This window comes from Exiguobacterium sp. s193 (genome assembly GCF_018618755.1).
Classification (GTDB): Bacteria; Bacillota; Bacilli; order Exiguobacteriales; family Exiguobacteriaceae; genus Exiguobacterium_A.
The window spans coordinates 363,567-380,608 of record NZ_JACSMR010000002.1 but is presented as its reverse complement, the minus strand read 5'-3'; the positions used below and the strand labels follow the sequence as shown (position 1 = coordinate 380,608).

Genomic DNA, 17,042 nt, shown 5'->3' with positions numbered 1-17,042 from the left:
ACAACAAAAAGACCATCTACTCCAATCGAGTAAATGGTCACGTGTATTTAGGACCTATGTCCGAACGATGTTAGCGTGGCTCGATGATTAGTTTGATTGCAGTCCGTTCCTCTCCATCAATCATGATGTCGGTAAAAGCCGGGATGCAGATTAAATCCATGCCTGCAGGTGCAACGAAGCCGCGCGCGATCGCGACTGCTTTGATGGACTGATTGAGTGCACCAGCACCGATTGCCTGAATCTCGACAGAACCTTTCTCTCGAAGTACACCCGCAATCGCTCCCGCGACGGCGTTCGGATTCGATTTAGCTGATACTTTCAGGGCGTCCATGCATGTACCTCCCAATCAAAAATGGCACTTAATCAAAGAAAATCGATTGATCCGTCAAATGAATCCGCTCAATTTTCGTCGCTTTTTTCGTCGTGTCGTCAATATGAATCAAGACTCCATTTAATTGTTCCCGTCCTTCCGCAACTTCAAACCGTGTTGGGAGCTGTGTCTTGAATTTTCGTAAGACATCATCTTTACGCATACCAAGGACTCCGTCGAGTGGTCCCGTCATCCCGACATCCGTGATATATGCCGTCCCACCATCAAGGACACGCTCGTCGGCTGTCTGGACATGGGTATGGGTTCCGACGACTGCTTGGACACGTCCATCAAGGTGATAGCCCATCGCAATTTTTTCGCTCGTTGCTTCCGCATGAACATCAACAAAAATCGCATCAACTTCCCCTTCGACTTCCGCTATCAATTCATCGACGGTCCGGAATGGATCTCCGAGAGCAGGTAAAAAGACTGTGCCTTGGACATTGATGACGGCAATTTTTTTGTTCCCGACTTTTAAGACCATCATGCCACGACCGGGAGTCCCTTCCGGATAGTTGGCCGGACGGACGATTCGGTCTGCGTCATCAATCCAGTCAAAAATGTCCCGATTGTCGAACGTATGGTTTCCCATCGTGATGCCATGGAAACCGAGTTCGAGCAACTGATGATAAATCGACTTCGTGATTCCCCGACCATGGGCCGAGTTTTCACCGTTGACGAGCATGACGGTCGGATTGTACTTCGACTTCAGGCGTGCTGTGAATTGTTGTAAGATGTGTCGGCCCGGTGCGCCAACGACGTCTCCGATAAATAGAATTTTCATGCTTTTTCCTCCAATACATTAAAAAAGTGGCGGTCGCCCGCCACTTTGCTTATTTTGCGTATTCGACTGCCCGTGTTTCCCGAATGACCGTGACCTTGATGTGACCCGGATAATCGAGTTCTTCTTCGATTTTTTTCCGGATGTCACTCGCCATCTTGTGTGCTAAGACATCATCGACGACATCAGGACGGACGATGATCCGTACTTCACGACCTGCTTGAATCGCAAACGATTTTTCAACGCCATCAAACGATTCTGAAATTTCTTCCAACCGTTCAAGACGTCGGATATAGCTTTCAAGTGTTTCTTGTCGTGCACCTGGACGGGCTGCTGAGAGCGCATCCGCTGCTGCGACGAGGACCGAGATGACCGAAGTCGCTTCCGTATCCCCGTGGTGGGAAGCAATCGCATTGATGACCGTTGGGTGCTCTTTGTACTTCGTACCGAGCTCAACACCGATTTCAACGTGACTTCCTTCCACTTCGTGGTCAATCGCTTTCCCGATATCGTGCAGTAGACCTGCCCGTTTCGCAAGCGTGACATCTTCGCCAAGTTCCGCTGCCATCATTCCCGCAAGATGCGCGACTTCAAGTGAGTGGAACAAGACGTTTTGTCCGTAACTCGTCCGATATTTCAAGCGACCGAGAATTTTGACGAGATCTGGATGGATCCCGTGAATTCCAACATCATATGTCGCTTCTTCCCCGATTTCGCGAATTCGCTCATCGACTTCGCGACGTGATTTGTCGACCATCTCTTCAATCCGTGCCGGATGAATACGACCGTCTTGGACAAGTTTCTCAAGCGCCATCTTCGCCACTTCTCGGCGAATCGGATCAAATCCTGACAAGATAACCGCTTCCGGTGTATCATCGATGATTAAATCGATACCCGTCAGTGTTTCAAGTGTCCGGATGTTACGCCCTTCACGACCGATGATTCGACCCTTCATCTCATCATTCGGTAGGTTGACGACCGATACCGTCGTCTCCGCGATATGTTCAGCGGCGAACCGTTGAATCGCAAGTGACAAGATGTTACGTGCTTTCTTGTCGGCTTCTTCTTTTGCTTTTTGTTCGATTTCTTTTTGTAGCATTGCCGCATCATGCAGCGCAGCTTGTTTTGTCTCATCCATGATGATAGTGCGCGCTTCGTCTTGCGAAAGATTCGCAACACGTACGAGCTCTTGGCGACCTTCTTCATACAGATCCTCAACTTTGCGTTCTAACGCTTCAGCTTGTTGCTTCCGTTTCGCGATCTCAGCGTCTCGTGTGTTGATTTGATCTTCCTTCCGGTCGATTGCATCGACACGACGATCGAGAGTCTCTTCTTTTTGGAGCAAGCGGGCTTCTTGTTTCGTTAGCTCTTGACGACGTTCACGAAGTTCTTTTTCGACTTCATTACGAAGTTTAAAAGCTTCATCTTTCGCTTCGAGTAATGCTTCTTTTTTCGTTGCTTCCGCTGACACTTGTGCCCGTTCGACGATTTTCGTCGCTTCGGTTTCCGCGCCTTGAATCTTCGCTTCAGCAATCGATTTCCGCAAGAAGTAGCCTACGATGAATGCGATGAGCAAAGTGAGGAGAAGTATGATAATCCAAGTTATTGTATCCATGGGTTCACCTCCCCTTTGCAAGGTGTTTCTTAGTTCATTTCGGTATTTCATCGAAGCTGTCTAAAAAACGTACATCTATATTGTAAGGATAGCACTCGTTCATTGTCAACGAACGTGGGGGAAAGAATTCCTATGATTTCCTCTTTTCAACAAAAAATGTGTTGAAATGACGGCGATTTAACGAAAAAACGATAACGTTTACTCAAGGCGAGTCAACGTTATCGTTTAGTAGCATCATCAACAGTGATACTTCTTCGTGTCTTATTCTGCGAATAGATCTTCCGTTTCTTCTTCTACTTCCGCATCAAGCGCACGTTCAACAAGACCGTGATGTTCACGAATCAAACGTTCGACTTCTTCAGCGACTTCCGGATGCTCGACCATGTATTGCTTCGCATTTTCACGACCTTGGCCAAGACGTTCAGAATTGTACGAGTACCATGCGCCACTCTTTTGGACGATATCAAGATCTGTTCCGATATCGATCAATTCGCCGACTTTTGAAATCCCTAGACCGTACATGATGTCGACTTCAGCTTGTTTGAACGGTGGTGCGATTTTATTTTTAACAACTTTGATTTTTGTTTTGTTCCCGACGATATCCGTTCCGTTCTTCAATGCTTCTGCACGACGAACTTCAAGACGGACAGACGAATAGAATTTCAAGGCACGTCCACCCGGCGTTGTTTCAGGGTTACCGAACATGACACCGATTTTCTCGCGAATTTGGTTGATGAAGATGACGATGGTCTTCGATTTATTTGTGGCACCAGACAATTTACGTAAGGCCTGACTCATCAAACGTGCTTGAAGACCGACGTGCGAGTCACCCATTTCACCTTCGATTTCAGCTTTCGGCACGAGTGCCGCAACGGAGTCGACGACAAGCACATCTACTGCACCTGAACGAACGAGCGCTTCAGCGATTTCAAGTGCTTGCTCCCCTGTATCCGGTTGCGATAGCAACAATTCATCGATGTCGACACCGAGCTTGTTTGCATACGCAGGATCGAGTGCATGCTCTGCATCGATGAACGCGGCTTGTCCGCCTTGTTTTTGAACAGCAGCAATGGCGTGCAATGCAACTGTCGTTTTACCAGAAGATTCTGGTCCGTACACTTCGATTACCCGTCCACGTGGATATCCACCTGCACCTAACGCTATATCTAATGTGATTGATCCAGAAGAAATTACGGATACCTTCTGATCTGCGTTTTCACCTAGTTTCATGATTGAACCTTTACCAAACTGTTTCTCTATCTGGCGTAACGCCATCTCAAGTGCTGCTTTACGATCACTCACGTAGCAGGCCTCCTTCTATTTATCTTACTGAGATTATTGTACTTCTTTTGAGACCGGATGACAAGCTTTTTACGAACATTTATTCGCATACTTGAAATTAGACACCATTCGATTCGTTTACGTTTTTTTTGAGATATTTCAACAGAAGGAAGTACGCATCCTTTACAGAACGCAGTCTAATCATACCACGGTCGAACGCAGGATAGGTAAATTCAACGACTTCCGTCCCGTTCGGTGTTGCGAGGGCACAGTAGACCGTCCCGACAGCTTTTCCACTGTTACTCGATGGTCCTGCCTCTCCGGTCAACGCGATGGCGAGATCTGCCCCGTAGCGCTTCCGTGCCCCTTCCGCCATTGCGACCGCGACCTCTTGACTGACCGCCGTCTTCGCTTGAAGCAGTTTTTCGTCAACACCTAACAGATTGATTTTGGCTGCATCATCATAGACGACAGCACTCCCCCGAAAACTCTGACTCGCACCATTGATATCCGTCAATCCACCTGCAAATGCACCTCCAGTCAATGATTCTGCCGCCGCAAGCGTCAGCCCTGCCTGTTCGCATGTCTGTAAGACGACTTCCGGTAAACTCGTCTCCCCATATCCGTAAAAGTACTGGCCGACTTCCGCGAGGACATGTTTTTCCAACTGGTCCAGCATCTCAGTCGCCACTCGCTCTTCTGCTGCTTTCGCCGTCAAACGTAACCGGACTTCAGCGAGTTCCGCGTACGGTGCGATGGATGGATTTTGCGACGAACGAATCAAATCCGTCAGCCGGTCATTCAACGCCGATTCACCGATTCCGAAGAAACGTAGCGTTCTCGATTGAATGGTCTCTCGTCCGAACAGATGACCGAAATGGTCCGCGATAATCTGTTTCATTTCTCTCGGAACACCCGGTAGCAGGATGTACTGGTGCTCGCCGGTCTTCAGTGACATACCTGGTGCAAGCCCGACATCATTCGATAAGACGTCTGCACCGTCGATGACGAGTGCTTGTTTCTTCTCGTTTTCTGTCATGGTGCGACCACGCGTCTTCAAAAATCCTTCGATCCGGTCATAGGCTGCTTCATCGAGCTGAAGACGGCGTCCGAGCAGCTTCGCGAGCACTTCTTTCGTCAAGTCATCTTCTGTCGGGCCAAGCCCTCCCGTGATGACGAGGAGATCCGCACGGGCCTGCGCCTGTTTGAAGACGTCCGTCATCCGCGCCTCATTATCCCCGACGACACTGTGATAATGGACATCGATGCCGCAGCTCGCAAGCCACTCCGATAAGTACTGTGCATTCGTATTGGCGATTTCGCCTAACAACAGTTCACTTCCGACCGCAATAATTTCCGCTTTCATCTACAATCCCTACTTTCTGAAGTATATAAAAAGACTGTCCGAATAAGCGAACAGCCTTGTTTACGATAAGTTACATCGATTTCGTAATTAATTTGATGTTTTTCGAGAAATATTCGACGCCTGAGTAAATCGTTAAGATTAACGCAAGCCACATCGTGATTTCGGCGAATGGGATATTCAGTAATGCAAACCCGACGTCGTGAAGCAAAAATGCGATGATTGACGTGAGCTGGACCCATGTCTTCGCTTTCCCAGAGTTACCGGCCGCTAAGACGATCCCTTCATCTGACGCGACAAGACGAAGTCCCGTCACGGCAAACTCACGGCAGAGAATGATGACGACGACCCAGGCTGCGACGAAGTCCAGTTCGACGAGATAGACGAGCGCTGCCGCGACTAACATCTTATCGGCGAGCGGGTCCATGAACTTTCCGAAGTTCGTCACCAATTTATTTTTACGTGCGAGGTAACCATCCAACCAATCGGTGATGGCCGCGACTGAGAAAATCATCGCCGCAACAAAATGGGAAACCGGCAGTTCGGCACCTAATACGTCCCACTGTCCCCAGTCTGGGTCGATCGCTAAGACTGCAACAAAAACAGGGATGAGTAAGACACGCAACACTGTCAATTGATTTGGCAAGTTCATACTGGTATCCTCCTCCTTTTCTATGTAAGTTCAGTAGCTATGCCGTCTTACGGCGTAGCTACCTTTTTCAAGTAGATATTTTGAACGAGCAGCGAACGGTTTAATTTCAGTTCCTGATTGTTGACAACGATTTTATCGATTCCTTTAATGGAACCGACCCGGATTCGAATTAAATCCGTTTTTGCATTTTTGACGACAATCGGGTTCGGGTCAGACGCGTTGATATGGTCTGGCGCAAGTGCCTCGCCCTCAAGTGACGTATCCCTTACACCTACGAAAGGAGACGGGGATGCATCTTTTTTAATGCTAATTGAAACATTCATCGTTTTATCCGTCGGAACTTCATAAGTGATGTCTTGCCCAGCAGTCGTTTTCGCGACCAATGGTTTCTTTACTTCTTTTTTCGGTTGTTCTTCTTTTTTCGGTTCTTCTGTCGGTTTTTCTTCCGTTGCCGGTACGTCTGTTTCCTTGCTTGGCGCGTCGCCTTTGTCAATCGTGACATCATTTTGTTTCGGCGTCGTCGTTTTCGATTTATCGCTCGAGTCAAGGAATGCCTGGAATGCGTAATATAGCGCGACACCAATCGCAAAGATTAAGAGAATGATGATGATGTTTGGAATCCATCGTTTCGCGACACTCTTTTTCGGAGCGGATGATTTCGAGTACGTCGCGCGCCGTGACAACTCAACAGCAGGTTGTGCTTCCGGTTGCGGTAAGTCACGTTTATATGTTTCAAAGACTTCGTCGACATCAAGACCTAATGCTTCCGCGTATGTCTTGATGAAGGCGCGTGCATAAAAAGCACCCGGCAATTGATCGTAATTACCTTCTTCAATTGCCACGATGTAGCGTTTTTGAATTTTTGTCGTACTTTGGATTTGCTCAAGCGAAACACCTAACGTCTCCCGCTGCTCCTTTAAGTAGGCTCCGAGCTCGGTCATCGGTAACACACCTTCCATTTTCATTACTTATTCAAAATTGAACCATTCATTTCCGCCAACCGAACGTGGTTCCGTGACGATGATTTCTTCCGTCGTATTCCGTAGTTCGATGATATAATCGAAATCATCCCATGTGTATTCACTGGATTTAACGAACGCATCTGGATGCTCGACGATTTTTGTAGCTGGTAATCGCATCACTTCACGCAGAATTTGCCAGTGGCGTTCATCAAAGTGCCGTTGTGAGACGAGTGCATCGATGATATAAACATAATCACCTGACCGTTCATCATCAAATAAAGACGTTCTAACCGTCTGTTTGATTAAGGTCGAAGACAAAAACAGCCATTTTTTATTCGCACTGACACTTGCGGCGACGATTGATTCCGTTTTGCCGACGCGTGGCATGCCGCGGACTCCAATCAGTAGATGACCGTCCTGCTTACATAATTCAGCCATGAAATCGACGAGAATCCCTAAGTCTTCCCGGACGAAGCGGAACGTTTTCCGTTCATCACTGCTATGGTCGATATAGCGTCCATGTCGGATCGCAATGCGGTCACGCAACTTCGGTTTACGCAGTTTGACGACCTGAATCGTCGACATCGTCTTTAAGATGGCTGCGAGGCGTGGAATTTGATCCGGTTGTTTTGTTTGAAGCAACATCCCGCGGCGTTGATGATCAACGCCGTTAATCGTAACGATTGAAATATGGAGCATCCCCATCAGTGACGCAATGTCACCGAGGACACCAGGGCGATCAACGTTTAATTCATATTCGAAATACCATTGCTCGAATTCACCCACTCGCAAACCCTCCTTGTATACACGGTTATCCATTCCCCATCTTAAATGATTTTTTGAAAAATGAAAAGCATTCCTCAATCAATTCTCAAGGGGTTACATCCATGCACCATCGATTTTCAGAACAGCGCCCGAAATATATCCGGCTTCTTTCCCAATCAAAAACGTAATCGCTGCCGCGACTTCGTCTTCTGTCCCGAAGCGACCTGCCGGAATTTCTGCTAATGCCTGTTCCCGGTCCTGATCCGTAAAAACGGCATTCATCGGCGTATCGATCCAACCTGGTGTCACAGCATTGATCCGCCCATTCATCGGACCGATTTCTTTACTGTATGCTTTGACGAAACCGAGTTGCGCCGCTTTACAGCTTGAATAGACGACTTCACCGGCAGCACCGAACTCACCGAGGACACTACTGACGACGACGATTGATAACGGAGCGGAAAATCCTTTTTTAAGTGTCAAAAACTGACTGATCCGAATGAGCGATTCGACGTGTAACGTCATCATCGACTCAATCGAACCCGTCGTTTGATCAATCAATAATCCACTAAAGCTCGTCCCGGCGATATGAACGAAACCTTCGACAACCGGTAATTCCTCACACAACGCTGTGATTGTGTCGCGATTCGACAAATCGCCTGCGACGATTTGGGTCGTCACAGGCAACTCTTGTACGAATTGCTCGAGTTCTTTTTGTCGTGTATGTGTGTGCAGGACAAGGTCATGCCCAGCGTCAGCCAAGCGTTTTGCTGTCGCAAGACCAATCGCCCCACTCGCACCTGTAATAAAAATCCGCATCAGGTCAGACGTACGGTTTGACGATTGAGACGGCCCGGTTCTCGAGGGCGAACAATTCGTCAAAACGTGCTTCGATTTCTTCTTTCGTGATGGAAGCAATCAATGTCGGCAAAGCGAATAAATTCGTACCGGCTAACGCATGACGTGAAAACTGGTTGGCAATGAATTCTGGTGAATTGAGCGAACGCAAGAACTTCCCTTGCATCATGTTCCGTTTACGGACGACTTCCGTTTCGCTGAACGAAGGTCGTGTTGCCAAAAGTTTTTCGTACGCTTCGATGAATCGGTCCGGATCTTCCGTTTCCATGCCGAACGTCGCAAAGGCAAATTCCTCTTCGCTCGAGTAATCAAAGCTAAACGTATCGTCAATCAATCCGTCGTCATACAATTCGAGGTACGTCGATGATGTTTGATCAAATAAGAGATGCAACAATAATTCGCTCGTCATCTCACGACGGACTTGTTCTTCTCCTCGAAGGGACTGATCTTTATAACCAATCAAAACTTTCGGTGTCTTGACGTCAAGTTCAAGCTCAAAGCGTGGACGCGCGACTTCTTTTGGTTCCGTTCCATAATCCCGTTCGATTGCCGGACGGTCCGTATAGTCTTTTTTCGCTTGATTTTGTTTGATCAACTCAAGCGTTTCCGCGGGATTGATATTCCCGACGACGAACAAGACCATGTTCGACGGGTGATAAAATGTCCGGTAACACGTATATAAATCATCCGCCGTAATCTGGTCAATCGACTCCGGTGTTCCGGCGATATCGATGCGGACGGGATGATTCGCGTACATTGATTCGATGAGACCGAAAAATAGACGCCAGCCCGGGTTATCTTGATACATCTGGATTTCTTGCGTGATGATTCCTTTTTCCTTTTCGACACTTTCCGGTGTGAAATAAGGATCTTGCACGAAATCAATCAAAGTCTCGAGGTTCTGCTCAATCAGTGATGTCGCAGAAAACAAGTAAGCGGTCCGCGAAAACGACGTAAAGGCGTTCGCTGATGCACCGAGACGGCCAAATTCTTGGAAGACATCCCCTTGTTCCGACTCAAACATCTTATGCTCGAGGAAGTGGGCGATTCCGTCCGGTACGGTAATCCAGTCGCCGTCTTTTTTAAAGCGATTATCAATTGAACCGTAACGCGTCGTAAACGTCGCATACGTTTTTTCATATCCTTTTTTCTGAAGCAAATAGACCGATAACCCATTGTCTAGTTGTTCGAAGAATACGGTTTCATCTGTGTCATGATACGTTAACTGTTCCATTATTCTTCACCTCGCAATAAATAGACTGCTTCAAGCTCGATTTTCGCCGCGAGTCGGATGACATCCTCACGCGTCGCTGTCTCGATGATATGAATCTCATCTTCGAGTGTCAATCCACGCATTTTCGACCCGTTTAACCAGCCAATCAGTTGTCCCGGTTGGTCGAGAATCTGACGCCGGGCATTGATCAACATCGCCTTCGTTTGTGTCAATTCTTCATCCGTAAAGTTCCCGGCTTTCAACTCCACCAATTGTTCTTTAATGATCGTCTCGGCCCGTTCCGCTTTTTCGGTTTCAACGCCCGAATACACGTACAAGGCACCGTTCAAGGCTGCGTAGCGTGAAGCAGCGTAGTATGCGAGACTCTCTTTTTCACGGACGTTCATGAACAACTTCGAGTGCGGGAACCCGCCAAAAAGTCCGTTAACGATCTGCATCCGAATCGAATCGGCAGACGTCGGATCGACTGCAACACGGTAGCCTAAATGTAATTTCCCTTGTTTGATCGGCTGTGTTTCCGATGACCGTTTAACACCCGCGACTTGTTTTAAAGCCGGAATATAATGACTTGGCTTCTCACTGTGTGAAGGGAGGAAGGATAACGCATCCTCCATCTCGTCACGCGTCACATGACCGACGACGAAAACATCGATCCGGTCGTCCTCGATCATGGACCGATATGTATCGCGTAAAGTCTGTCCTGAAATTTCTTCTAACGCTTCCAGCGTACCGAGTGAAGACAACGAGACGGCTTCGCCTGGCGCCATCAGTTCGAGGAGACGCTGCTGGGCAAAGCGCATCTTATCATCATAAAGTGAGCTAATCCGTAGCGCGTGGAGACGCTTCTCTTGTTTGACGAACTGTTCACGGAATCCACCTTCCGTCAAGTCGGGATAGAAAATCATTTGTTCAAGTAAATCAAGGGCTTCTGCGAGCAGTGTCTCATGGCGGACGAGGTCACCGCGGACGACATCGAGTTGGAACGAGATGACGTGTTCTTCCCCGAACTTCGAGGCATCTGCGTAGAGTCCCGCATCGTACAGCGTTTCGAGTGGTTCACGTAATGCTTTCATCGACGGATAGGCAGCCGTCGATTTTTCCATGATATAGGGTAAAATTGCACGACTCGTCAACGTTTTTTCTTCAAGTGGTGCCGAAAATGTCACGAGGACGGTCGTCGTCTTGAATTTTTCAGTCGGGACGAGATGATACGTCGTCCCCTCTTTTTTCCATGCTTCGAATGACTGACTCATTTACTCTCCATCCTTTCGTTTAAACACATGTGCACTGCGCAGGTATTCGATATCTGCCGTTTGATTAACCGCATTTTCATAACGCGCTGCTGCAAAGAAGAAATCGCTCAATCGATTGATGAACGGCAACAGATGACGTGCCCGTTCGACACCAATCATCGACCGTTCGGCGCGGCGGCAAATCGTCCGGGCGACGTGTAAGGTCGCCGCCGCTTCCGTTCCACCTGGCAAGATAAATTTATCAAGCGGTGGGGATAGTGCAGTTAAACTGTCAATCCAGCTCTCTAAATCTTCCGTCGCTGTTTCACTGAGACGGGACGTTTTCGGTTCGACGTACATCAAGTCACTCCCGCAATCAAACAGGGCGTGCTGAATGACGGTTAATTGTTCTTTCACTTCGATTGACGTTGCTTTCGTCCGGGCCAGACCGACGAAACTGTTCAGTTCATCCAGTTCACCCATCAAGTCGATTTGGACATCATTTTTCTTGACGCGACCACCGACGAGTGACGTATCCCCTGAGTCCCCGGTTTTTGTATAGATTTTCATCTCATTCACTCCTAATAGCGAAAGGAAGCGAATCAGAGAGTTCGCTTCCTTTGTTTTTTTGGTAATTGGATCCGGAAAGTCGATCCTTCGCCGAGTCGACTTTCCACTTCGACCTCTCCCTCATGCGAGCGGACGACGTTCATGACAATCGCAAGACCAATTCCCGTTCCTGTTTTTCCACGCGTCCGGGCTTTGTCCGCTTTATAGAACCGGTCAAAGACGAACGGGACATCTTCTTCCGGGATTCCTGTCCCGGAGTCAATCACGGATAAGAATATGTTTTCCCTATCTTCCGCGATGTTAATCTTGATTTGACCATCCTCCGTGTAACGAAGTGCATTCCCGAGTAAGTTCGTCAAGACTTGCTCCATCTGATCAGGATCGGCTTCAAATACGAGATTTGGTCCCGTGACTTCGAACGAAACGTGTTTGTCCCGTCCCATCTGCTTGAACTTTTTAATCATCCGCTCGGCAAACGGCACAGTTTCCATTCGTTCGATTCGTAATTCTTGATGACCCGCCTCCATCCGGGCAAGGTCAAGTAAATCATTGACGAGACGCGACAGACGTTGTGATTCATCATAGATGATCGAAGCAAACTCTTTTGTCGCATCGTCACTTTCTGTCATTCCGTCGACGATCGCTTCTGAGTAACCTTGCAGCATGACGAGTGGTGTCCGTAACTCATGGCTGACATTCGCAACAAAATCGGCACGCATCTTCTCGAGTTGTTGTGCTTCCGTCATGTCCCGTAAGACAGCGACGGCACCAATCTGTTCTTCGTGTTCGAGTAACGGACTGACGATGATGATATAGTACCGCCCTTCCCGTTCGAACGAGACGGTCATTTCCGTTTCCTCCCGCATGACCGTCTTGAATAAATCAATCAATTCGTCCGGAATCGGTGCCCCTGCTAAAAAGGCTTCCGCTGGTGGATTCGTCGCGAGCAACTCGCCAGATTCGGAGAACGTCAACACGCCGTCTGCCATACAGCGTAAAATCGAAGACAACAAGTGGCGTTCCTTATCAAGATCGGTGACGTATTGGTTCAACTGGCTACTCATCTCGTTAAAGGCTAACGCCAGGTCTCCGATTTCATCACGTGAACGTTGTGTCAGACTTTGGTCGAACTTTCCTTCTCCTGCTTCGACGACGGCTTGGCGGATTGTCCGCAGCGGCGCCGTGATGCGCGTCGATAAGAAAAAGGCAAAGACCGTCGTTCCGATGATGGCGAGTAAGACACACAGTTGAATAATCTGCCGGGCGCCTTCATTCGCTTGTTCGATGTTCGTCAGTTGCTCGATTAAGTACGTCGTTCCGGTCCCACTCGCTGTCACGAGCGGTGCCCGGTAGGCGAGCGCAGCCTTTCCATCGAAGACCTCATAGTTTCCGATTGCCGTCTCTCCTTCTTCACCATCGACCGCTTTCCAGTTTTGACGTTCTAACTCCTTGATGATCCGTCGTGCCTTCTCTTCTGAAATATTCGTTTGAATCGTTTCGTCCTTCGTTGTCGCAATCAACGTCGCCCCGTAGATATCCGTGATTTCGACGGCAGTCGCCGACCCTTCTTCAAGCCCGTCGTGCGCTTGAAAAACCGTTTCAACCTGTTGTCCAAGTTTTGCGAGGTGTCCCCGCTCTTGTTCAATGTGGAACGAATTGAAAAATTCAAGCAATAAAATCGTCAAAGCAATCAAAACGACGGAAACGAGTAATAGAATCGTTCCCCATAATTTGATGACGACACTCTGTAACCACTTCATCGTCAAGCGGGGTTATTCTCGAATTTGTAACCGACACCCCAGACCGTCGTGATCATCTGTGCCGCATTCGGAGATAGGCGGTTCAGTTTTTCCCGCAGGCGTTTAACGTGCGTGTCGACCGTCCGTAAATCGCCGAAGAATTCATAGTTCCAGACTTCTTTTAACAATTGTTCCCGTGAGAACACTTTGTCAGTCTGTTTCGCCAGGAAATACAGCAGTTCGTATTCTTTTGGTGTCAAGTTGACTTCCTGACTTTCGACCGTCACGCGGTGGGCATCATTGTCGATCGTCAAGTGCGGGAAGACGATGACGTCTTTCGTTTTCGCATCCGTGTGTAAGAATTTCGTCGCACTGGCGCGACGTAAAATCGCTTTGACCCGCAGGACGACTTCGCGCGGACTGAATGGTTTGACGATATAATCGTCCGCGCCCATCTCAAATCCATGGACCCGGTTCGTCTCTTCACCTTTCGCCGTCAGCATGACGATTGGTGTCGCTTTTGTCTTGCGCAATTCTTCACAGACTTGCATACCATCAAGCTTCGGCATCATCAAATCAAGTAGAATGACATCATATTCGGTTTCGAGCGCCATCTCGAGCGCCGTCTCTCCATTGTCTGCTTCCTCAATCGTAAAGTTTTCGCGTTCGAGGTACATCTTTAACAAGCGGCGAATCCGTTCTTCATCATCGACGACTAAAATACGTGCTTCTTCTGACATCAGTTGATTCCTCCCATGAACTAGTCTCTCTCCTCTATCCTACTACTCTTTTAGTATACTATGAAACAAAAAGAAAAATCCTGCCGAACTGTCTTCCTTTGCATCGCAAAAAAAGGATTCAACAGTCGACAACATACATCGATCGTTGAATCCTTTTTAATAGTCATTATGCGTAAGAGTGAAGTCCTGCGACAACGAGATTGACGAACACCAAGTTGAACATGATGACACCAAATCCTCCGACACATAACCATGCTGATTTTTTACCAATCCAGCCACGCTGGATCCGCATATGCAAGTAGAAGACATAGAACAGTGCCGTAATCAGTGCCCAAACCTCTTTCGGGTCCCAGCCCCAGTAGCGGCTCCATGCCATTTGAGCCCAAATCATCGCGAAAATTAATCCTCCGAGGATGAAGACAGGTAAACCGATCGCAATCGCCCGGTAACTGATTTCATCCGCCGTCTCTAAATCGATTTTACGCGCAATCGGTTTTAAGCTTTCTGCAAGCCGTTTCCGGAGGATGACGAAGCGCAGCAGCACGTACAAGACGAGACCACCAATCAAGGACCAAAGAACCGTGTTGACTTTATTTGCGTTCAAGAAGTTCGGCAATTCGACGACTGCACCTGATCCAGAGATGACTTTTCCGCCTTCCGGACCTGTCAGGACGGGCATCGTGTAATCGTGTTGCATCGTTGCACCGTTTTTCGCGACATATTCAATCGTCGCATTTGTCGAGAGAGCATTAAATAAAAGACCAACGAGAATGTAGCCGACGACACATGTTAATGCGAACATCACGACTTCAAGCCATGTACGTGTTTTTGATTCTTTTTTGAAGTCCGTTGCGTGGACCAAGTACAGCAATCCTGTCGCAAAACTGACGGCAAGGATTCCTTCGCCGAGCGCTGCTGTCGTGACGTGAATTTTTAACCAGACGCTTTGAAGTGCCGGAATCAACGGTTGAACCTCATCCGGGAACATCGAAGCGTAGGCGATGACGAGCAAAGCGATTGGCATCGCGATCAATCCTAAGACGTTATTGCGGTAAATCCCGTACACGATCAAGAAACCGAGTACCATCATCATGCCGAAGAACGTCGTATATTCATATAAGTTCGACACCGGAACGTGTCCTGCCCCTGCCCAGCGTGTAAAGAAATAACCGAGCTGTGTTGCAAATCCAATGATCGCGAGTGTAAAAGCAATCTTCCCTGACCGTGTCGGTCCCTTTTTCCCACTTGTTGCGACAGCAAAGAATGCCGTACTGATGAGATACAGGATAAACGACGTCAAGAGTAAGTTCCCACTCAAATTAAGCAAATTCATTCCGCTTCCCCCTCTTCCCGCAACTTCTGCCGGTCTTCAAGTTGCGGAAGACCTACTTCTGTCAAGGCGAGATTGACTTCTTTTTGAAGTCCTAATGCATTCTTATTCGTATAACCCGCAATCTTAACCTGACCAGCCGTTTCTTTTAACCAAAGACGGCGGTGCGGCCAATACATTCCGATCAAGAGACCTGCCATGAAGATGATACCTCCAACGAACAGGAACGGTAACGTCAAATCTTTTTTGATACGGACACCCGAGATGTTTGAAAGTTCCGTCCCGGCAAACCCGAGTTTGTATTGATTTTCATCGCCACCGACGTTGAGCTTAATCCCGATCAAACTCCGTTCACCTTTCGGATGTTCCGGTGATTTAATATTAAAGACGAAGGCCGGATTGACAGGGCGTGAAGAATTCGTCGTCGGTTTTCCGTCTTTGACGACAAAGTCCGGCAGGAAGTCTTTTAACTCGACTTCATATCCGTTCTTCAATTCATACGTCGCATCTGGATTCCGCAAGTCGACTTTGATCGTATCGACGACTTTTCCCGTCTTCTGGTTTTCGATGTTAAACGACATCGTTTTGAATTCAGGGTCTGCCGCATATTGTTCTTGGAAGACTTGATAATCATTAAACTCGAACGGTTGGTTAACAGCCGTCTCACCGGACTTGACTTTTTCAAGTCTCGGTTTGAAATCGTCTGTCATCCCCGTTTTTTTGTATAACGTCATCTTCGTGTCGTAGTTTTTCGGCACGCTGCCCCCCGCCCGTTTCAATGCTTCACTGAATTTCTCATCGACCTTTTCAGGATCATAAAATTCAATGTTGAAAGCATTGTTTTCGAGGTAATACTGATTATCCGTAGCTTCAATCGGCAGGGTCTCCCCTTCCCGGAGCCACAACAGTTCATCTTCGTGCATACCGGGGACGATCCGTAACATTGCACCACCAAAGAACAAGACGAGTCCGATGTGGTTGATGTAGGGACCCCAGCGTCCGAAGCGTTGTTTTTCTGCTAAAAGCGCGCCGTCTTGCCGACGGATTTTATAGCCTTTTTTCTTGAGTAACGGTTCAACCGCATCAATTTGCGCGACCGTCCCATCCGTCTCAGCGCCAAATCGCTGACCGCCCATGAAGCGGTCTGACTGGATGACCGGTTGTTTCTTCAACGCCCGATAGAGCGGAAAGAAACGGTCAATCGATACGATGATGATTGACAGTAATAAGAGCGTGATCAGTCCGATGTACCACCAGGATTCAAATAAGTTATGAAAGCCTAATGCGTAGTAAATATCGCCGGCCGTCCCGTATTCTTTTCCATAAAATTCTTCCGGCGGTGACGCTTTCGGAATATACATTTCTTGTGGGAAAATCGTTCCGACACCACTCGCGAGAATGATTAAACCAATCAACCATAGGCCGACTTTGACAGAAGAGAAGAATGTCCATGTCCGGTCAATCCACGACTGATTTTTTCGTTTTGAACGAAGCTCTGCTTCTTCATAACGCATATCCAGTTGTTTATATTCCTGCTGCATCATCAATTC

16 protein-coding genes are annotated in these 17,042 nt (G+C 48.0%); all 16 read right to left on the bottom strand.

The window, feature by feature from the left end:
* Positions 1-70: 70 nt before the first annotated feature.
* Positions 71-331, bottom strand: a complete 261-nt coding sequence (locus tag KNQ04_RS05580; protein ID WP_214847926.1) for a stage V sporulation protein S — start codon at positions 329-331, stop codon at positions 71-73.
* Between the two features lie 28 nt (positions 332-359).
* Complete coding sequence (locus KNQ04_RS05575) at positions 360-1,154, bottom strand: TIGR00282 family metallophosphoesterase (protein ID WP_214847924.1); 795 nt, start codon at positions 1,152-1,154, stop codon at positions 360-362.
* Positions 1,155-1,203: 49 nt separating this feature from the next.
* Positions 1,204-2,766 carry a ribonuclease Y gene (gene rny, locus KNQ04_RS05570; protein ID WP_214847922.1) on the bottom strand — a complete coding sequence of 521 codons (1,563 nt, stop codon included), beginning with the start codon at positions 2,764-2,766 and terminating at the stop codon, positions 1,204-1,206.
* Between the two features lie 261 nt (positions 2,767-3,027).
* Complete coding sequence (gene recA, locus KNQ04_RS05565; protein WP_029333186.1) at positions 3,028-4,068, bottom strand: recombinase RecA; 1,041 nt, start codon at positions 4,066-4,068, stop codon at positions 3,028-3,030.
* A gap of 97 nt (positions 4,069-4,165) precedes the next feature.
* Positions 4,166-5,413 (bottom strand): competence/damage-inducible protein A, encoded by a 1,248-nt coding sequence (locus tag KNQ04_RS05560; protein ID WP_214847920.1) that lies wholly within the window; start codon positions 5,411-5,413, stop codon positions 4,166-4,168.
* Positions 5,414-5,483: 70 nt separating this feature from the next.
* Positions 5,484-6,062 carry a CDP-diacylglycerol--glycerol-3-phosphate 3-phosphatidyltransferase gene (gene pgsA / locus KNQ04_RS05555; RefSeq protein ID WP_214847918.1) on the bottom strand — a complete coding sequence of 193 codons (579 nt, stop codon included), beginning with the start codon at positions 6,060-6,062 and terminating at the stop codon, positions 5,484-5,486.
* Positions 6,063-6,109: 47 nt separating this feature from the next.
* Positions 6,110-7,003 carry a helix-turn-helix domain-containing protein gene (locus KNQ04_RS05550; RefSeq protein WP_214847916.1) on the bottom strand — a complete coding sequence of 298 codons (894 nt, stop codon included), beginning with the start codon at positions 7,001-7,003 and terminating at the stop codon, positions 6,110-6,112.
* A 27-nt stretch (positions 7,004-7,030) separates the two neighbouring features.
* Complete coding sequence (locus tag KNQ04_RS05545) at positions 7,031-7,843, bottom strand: DUF3388 domain-containing protein (RefSeq protein ID WP_251136892.1); 813 nt, start codon at positions 7,841-7,843, stop codon at positions 7,031-7,033.
* Positions 7,844-7,903: 60 nt separating this feature from the next.
* On the bottom strand, positions 7,904-8,608 hold the full coding sequence (ymfI, locus tag KNQ04_RS05540) for an elongation factor P 5-aminopentanone reductase (protein WP_214847912.1): 705 nt from the start codon (positions 8,606-8,608) through the stop codon (positions 7,904-7,906).
* A gap of 4 nt (positions 8,609-8,612) precedes the next feature.
* Complete coding sequence (gene yfmH, locus KNQ04_RS05535) at positions 8,613-9,881, bottom strand: EF-P 5-aminopentanol modification-associated protein YfmH (protein WP_214847910.1); 1,269 nt, start codon at positions 9,879-9,881, stop codon at positions 8,613-8,615.
* Positions 9,881-11,134: an EF-P 5-aminopentanol modification-associated protein YfmF gene (gene yfmF, locus KNQ04_RS05530; protein WP_214847909.1), complete on the bottom strand. Its 1,254-nt coding sequence runs from the start codon at positions 11,132-11,134 to the stop codon at positions 9,881-9,883. The genes yfmH and yfmF overlap by 1 nt, the downstream gene beginning before the upstream one ends.
* Entirely contained in the window at positions 11,135-11,683 is a 549-nt protein-coding gene (locus tag KNQ04_RS05525; RefSeq protein WP_214847908.1) for a cob(I)yrinic acid a,c-diamide adenosyltransferase, read from the bottom strand.
* 32 nt (positions 11,684-11,715) lie between these two features.
* On the bottom strand, positions 11,716-13,443 hold the full coding sequence (locus KNQ04_RS05520; RefSeq protein ID WP_214847907.1) for an ATP-binding protein: 1,728 nt from the start codon (positions 13,441-13,443) through the stop codon (positions 11,716-11,718).
* 2 nt (positions 13,444-13,445) lie between these two features.
* Positions 13,446-14,162: a response regulator transcription factor gene (locus KNQ04_RS05515; RefSeq protein ID WP_012369919.1), complete on the bottom strand. Its 717-nt coding sequence runs from the start codon at positions 14,160-14,162 to the stop codon at positions 13,446-13,448.
* A gap of 166 nt (positions 14,163-14,328) precedes the next feature.
* On the bottom strand, positions 14,329-15,495 hold the full coding sequence (gene ccsB / locus KNQ04_RS05510) for a c-type cytochrome biogenesis protein CcsB (protein WP_285801171.1): 1,167 nt from the start codon (positions 15,493-15,495) through the stop codon (positions 14,329-14,331).
* Positions 15,492-17,033 carry a cytochrome c biogenesis protein ResB gene (gene resB, locus KNQ04_RS05505; RefSeq protein ID WP_251136891.1) on the bottom strand — a complete coding sequence of 514 codons (1,542 nt, stop codon included), beginning with the start codon at positions 17,031-17,033 and terminating at the stop codon, positions 15,492-15,494. Before resB ends, ccsB begins: the two co-directional genes overlap by 4 nt.
* Positions 17,034-17,042 lie beyond the last annotated feature (9 nt).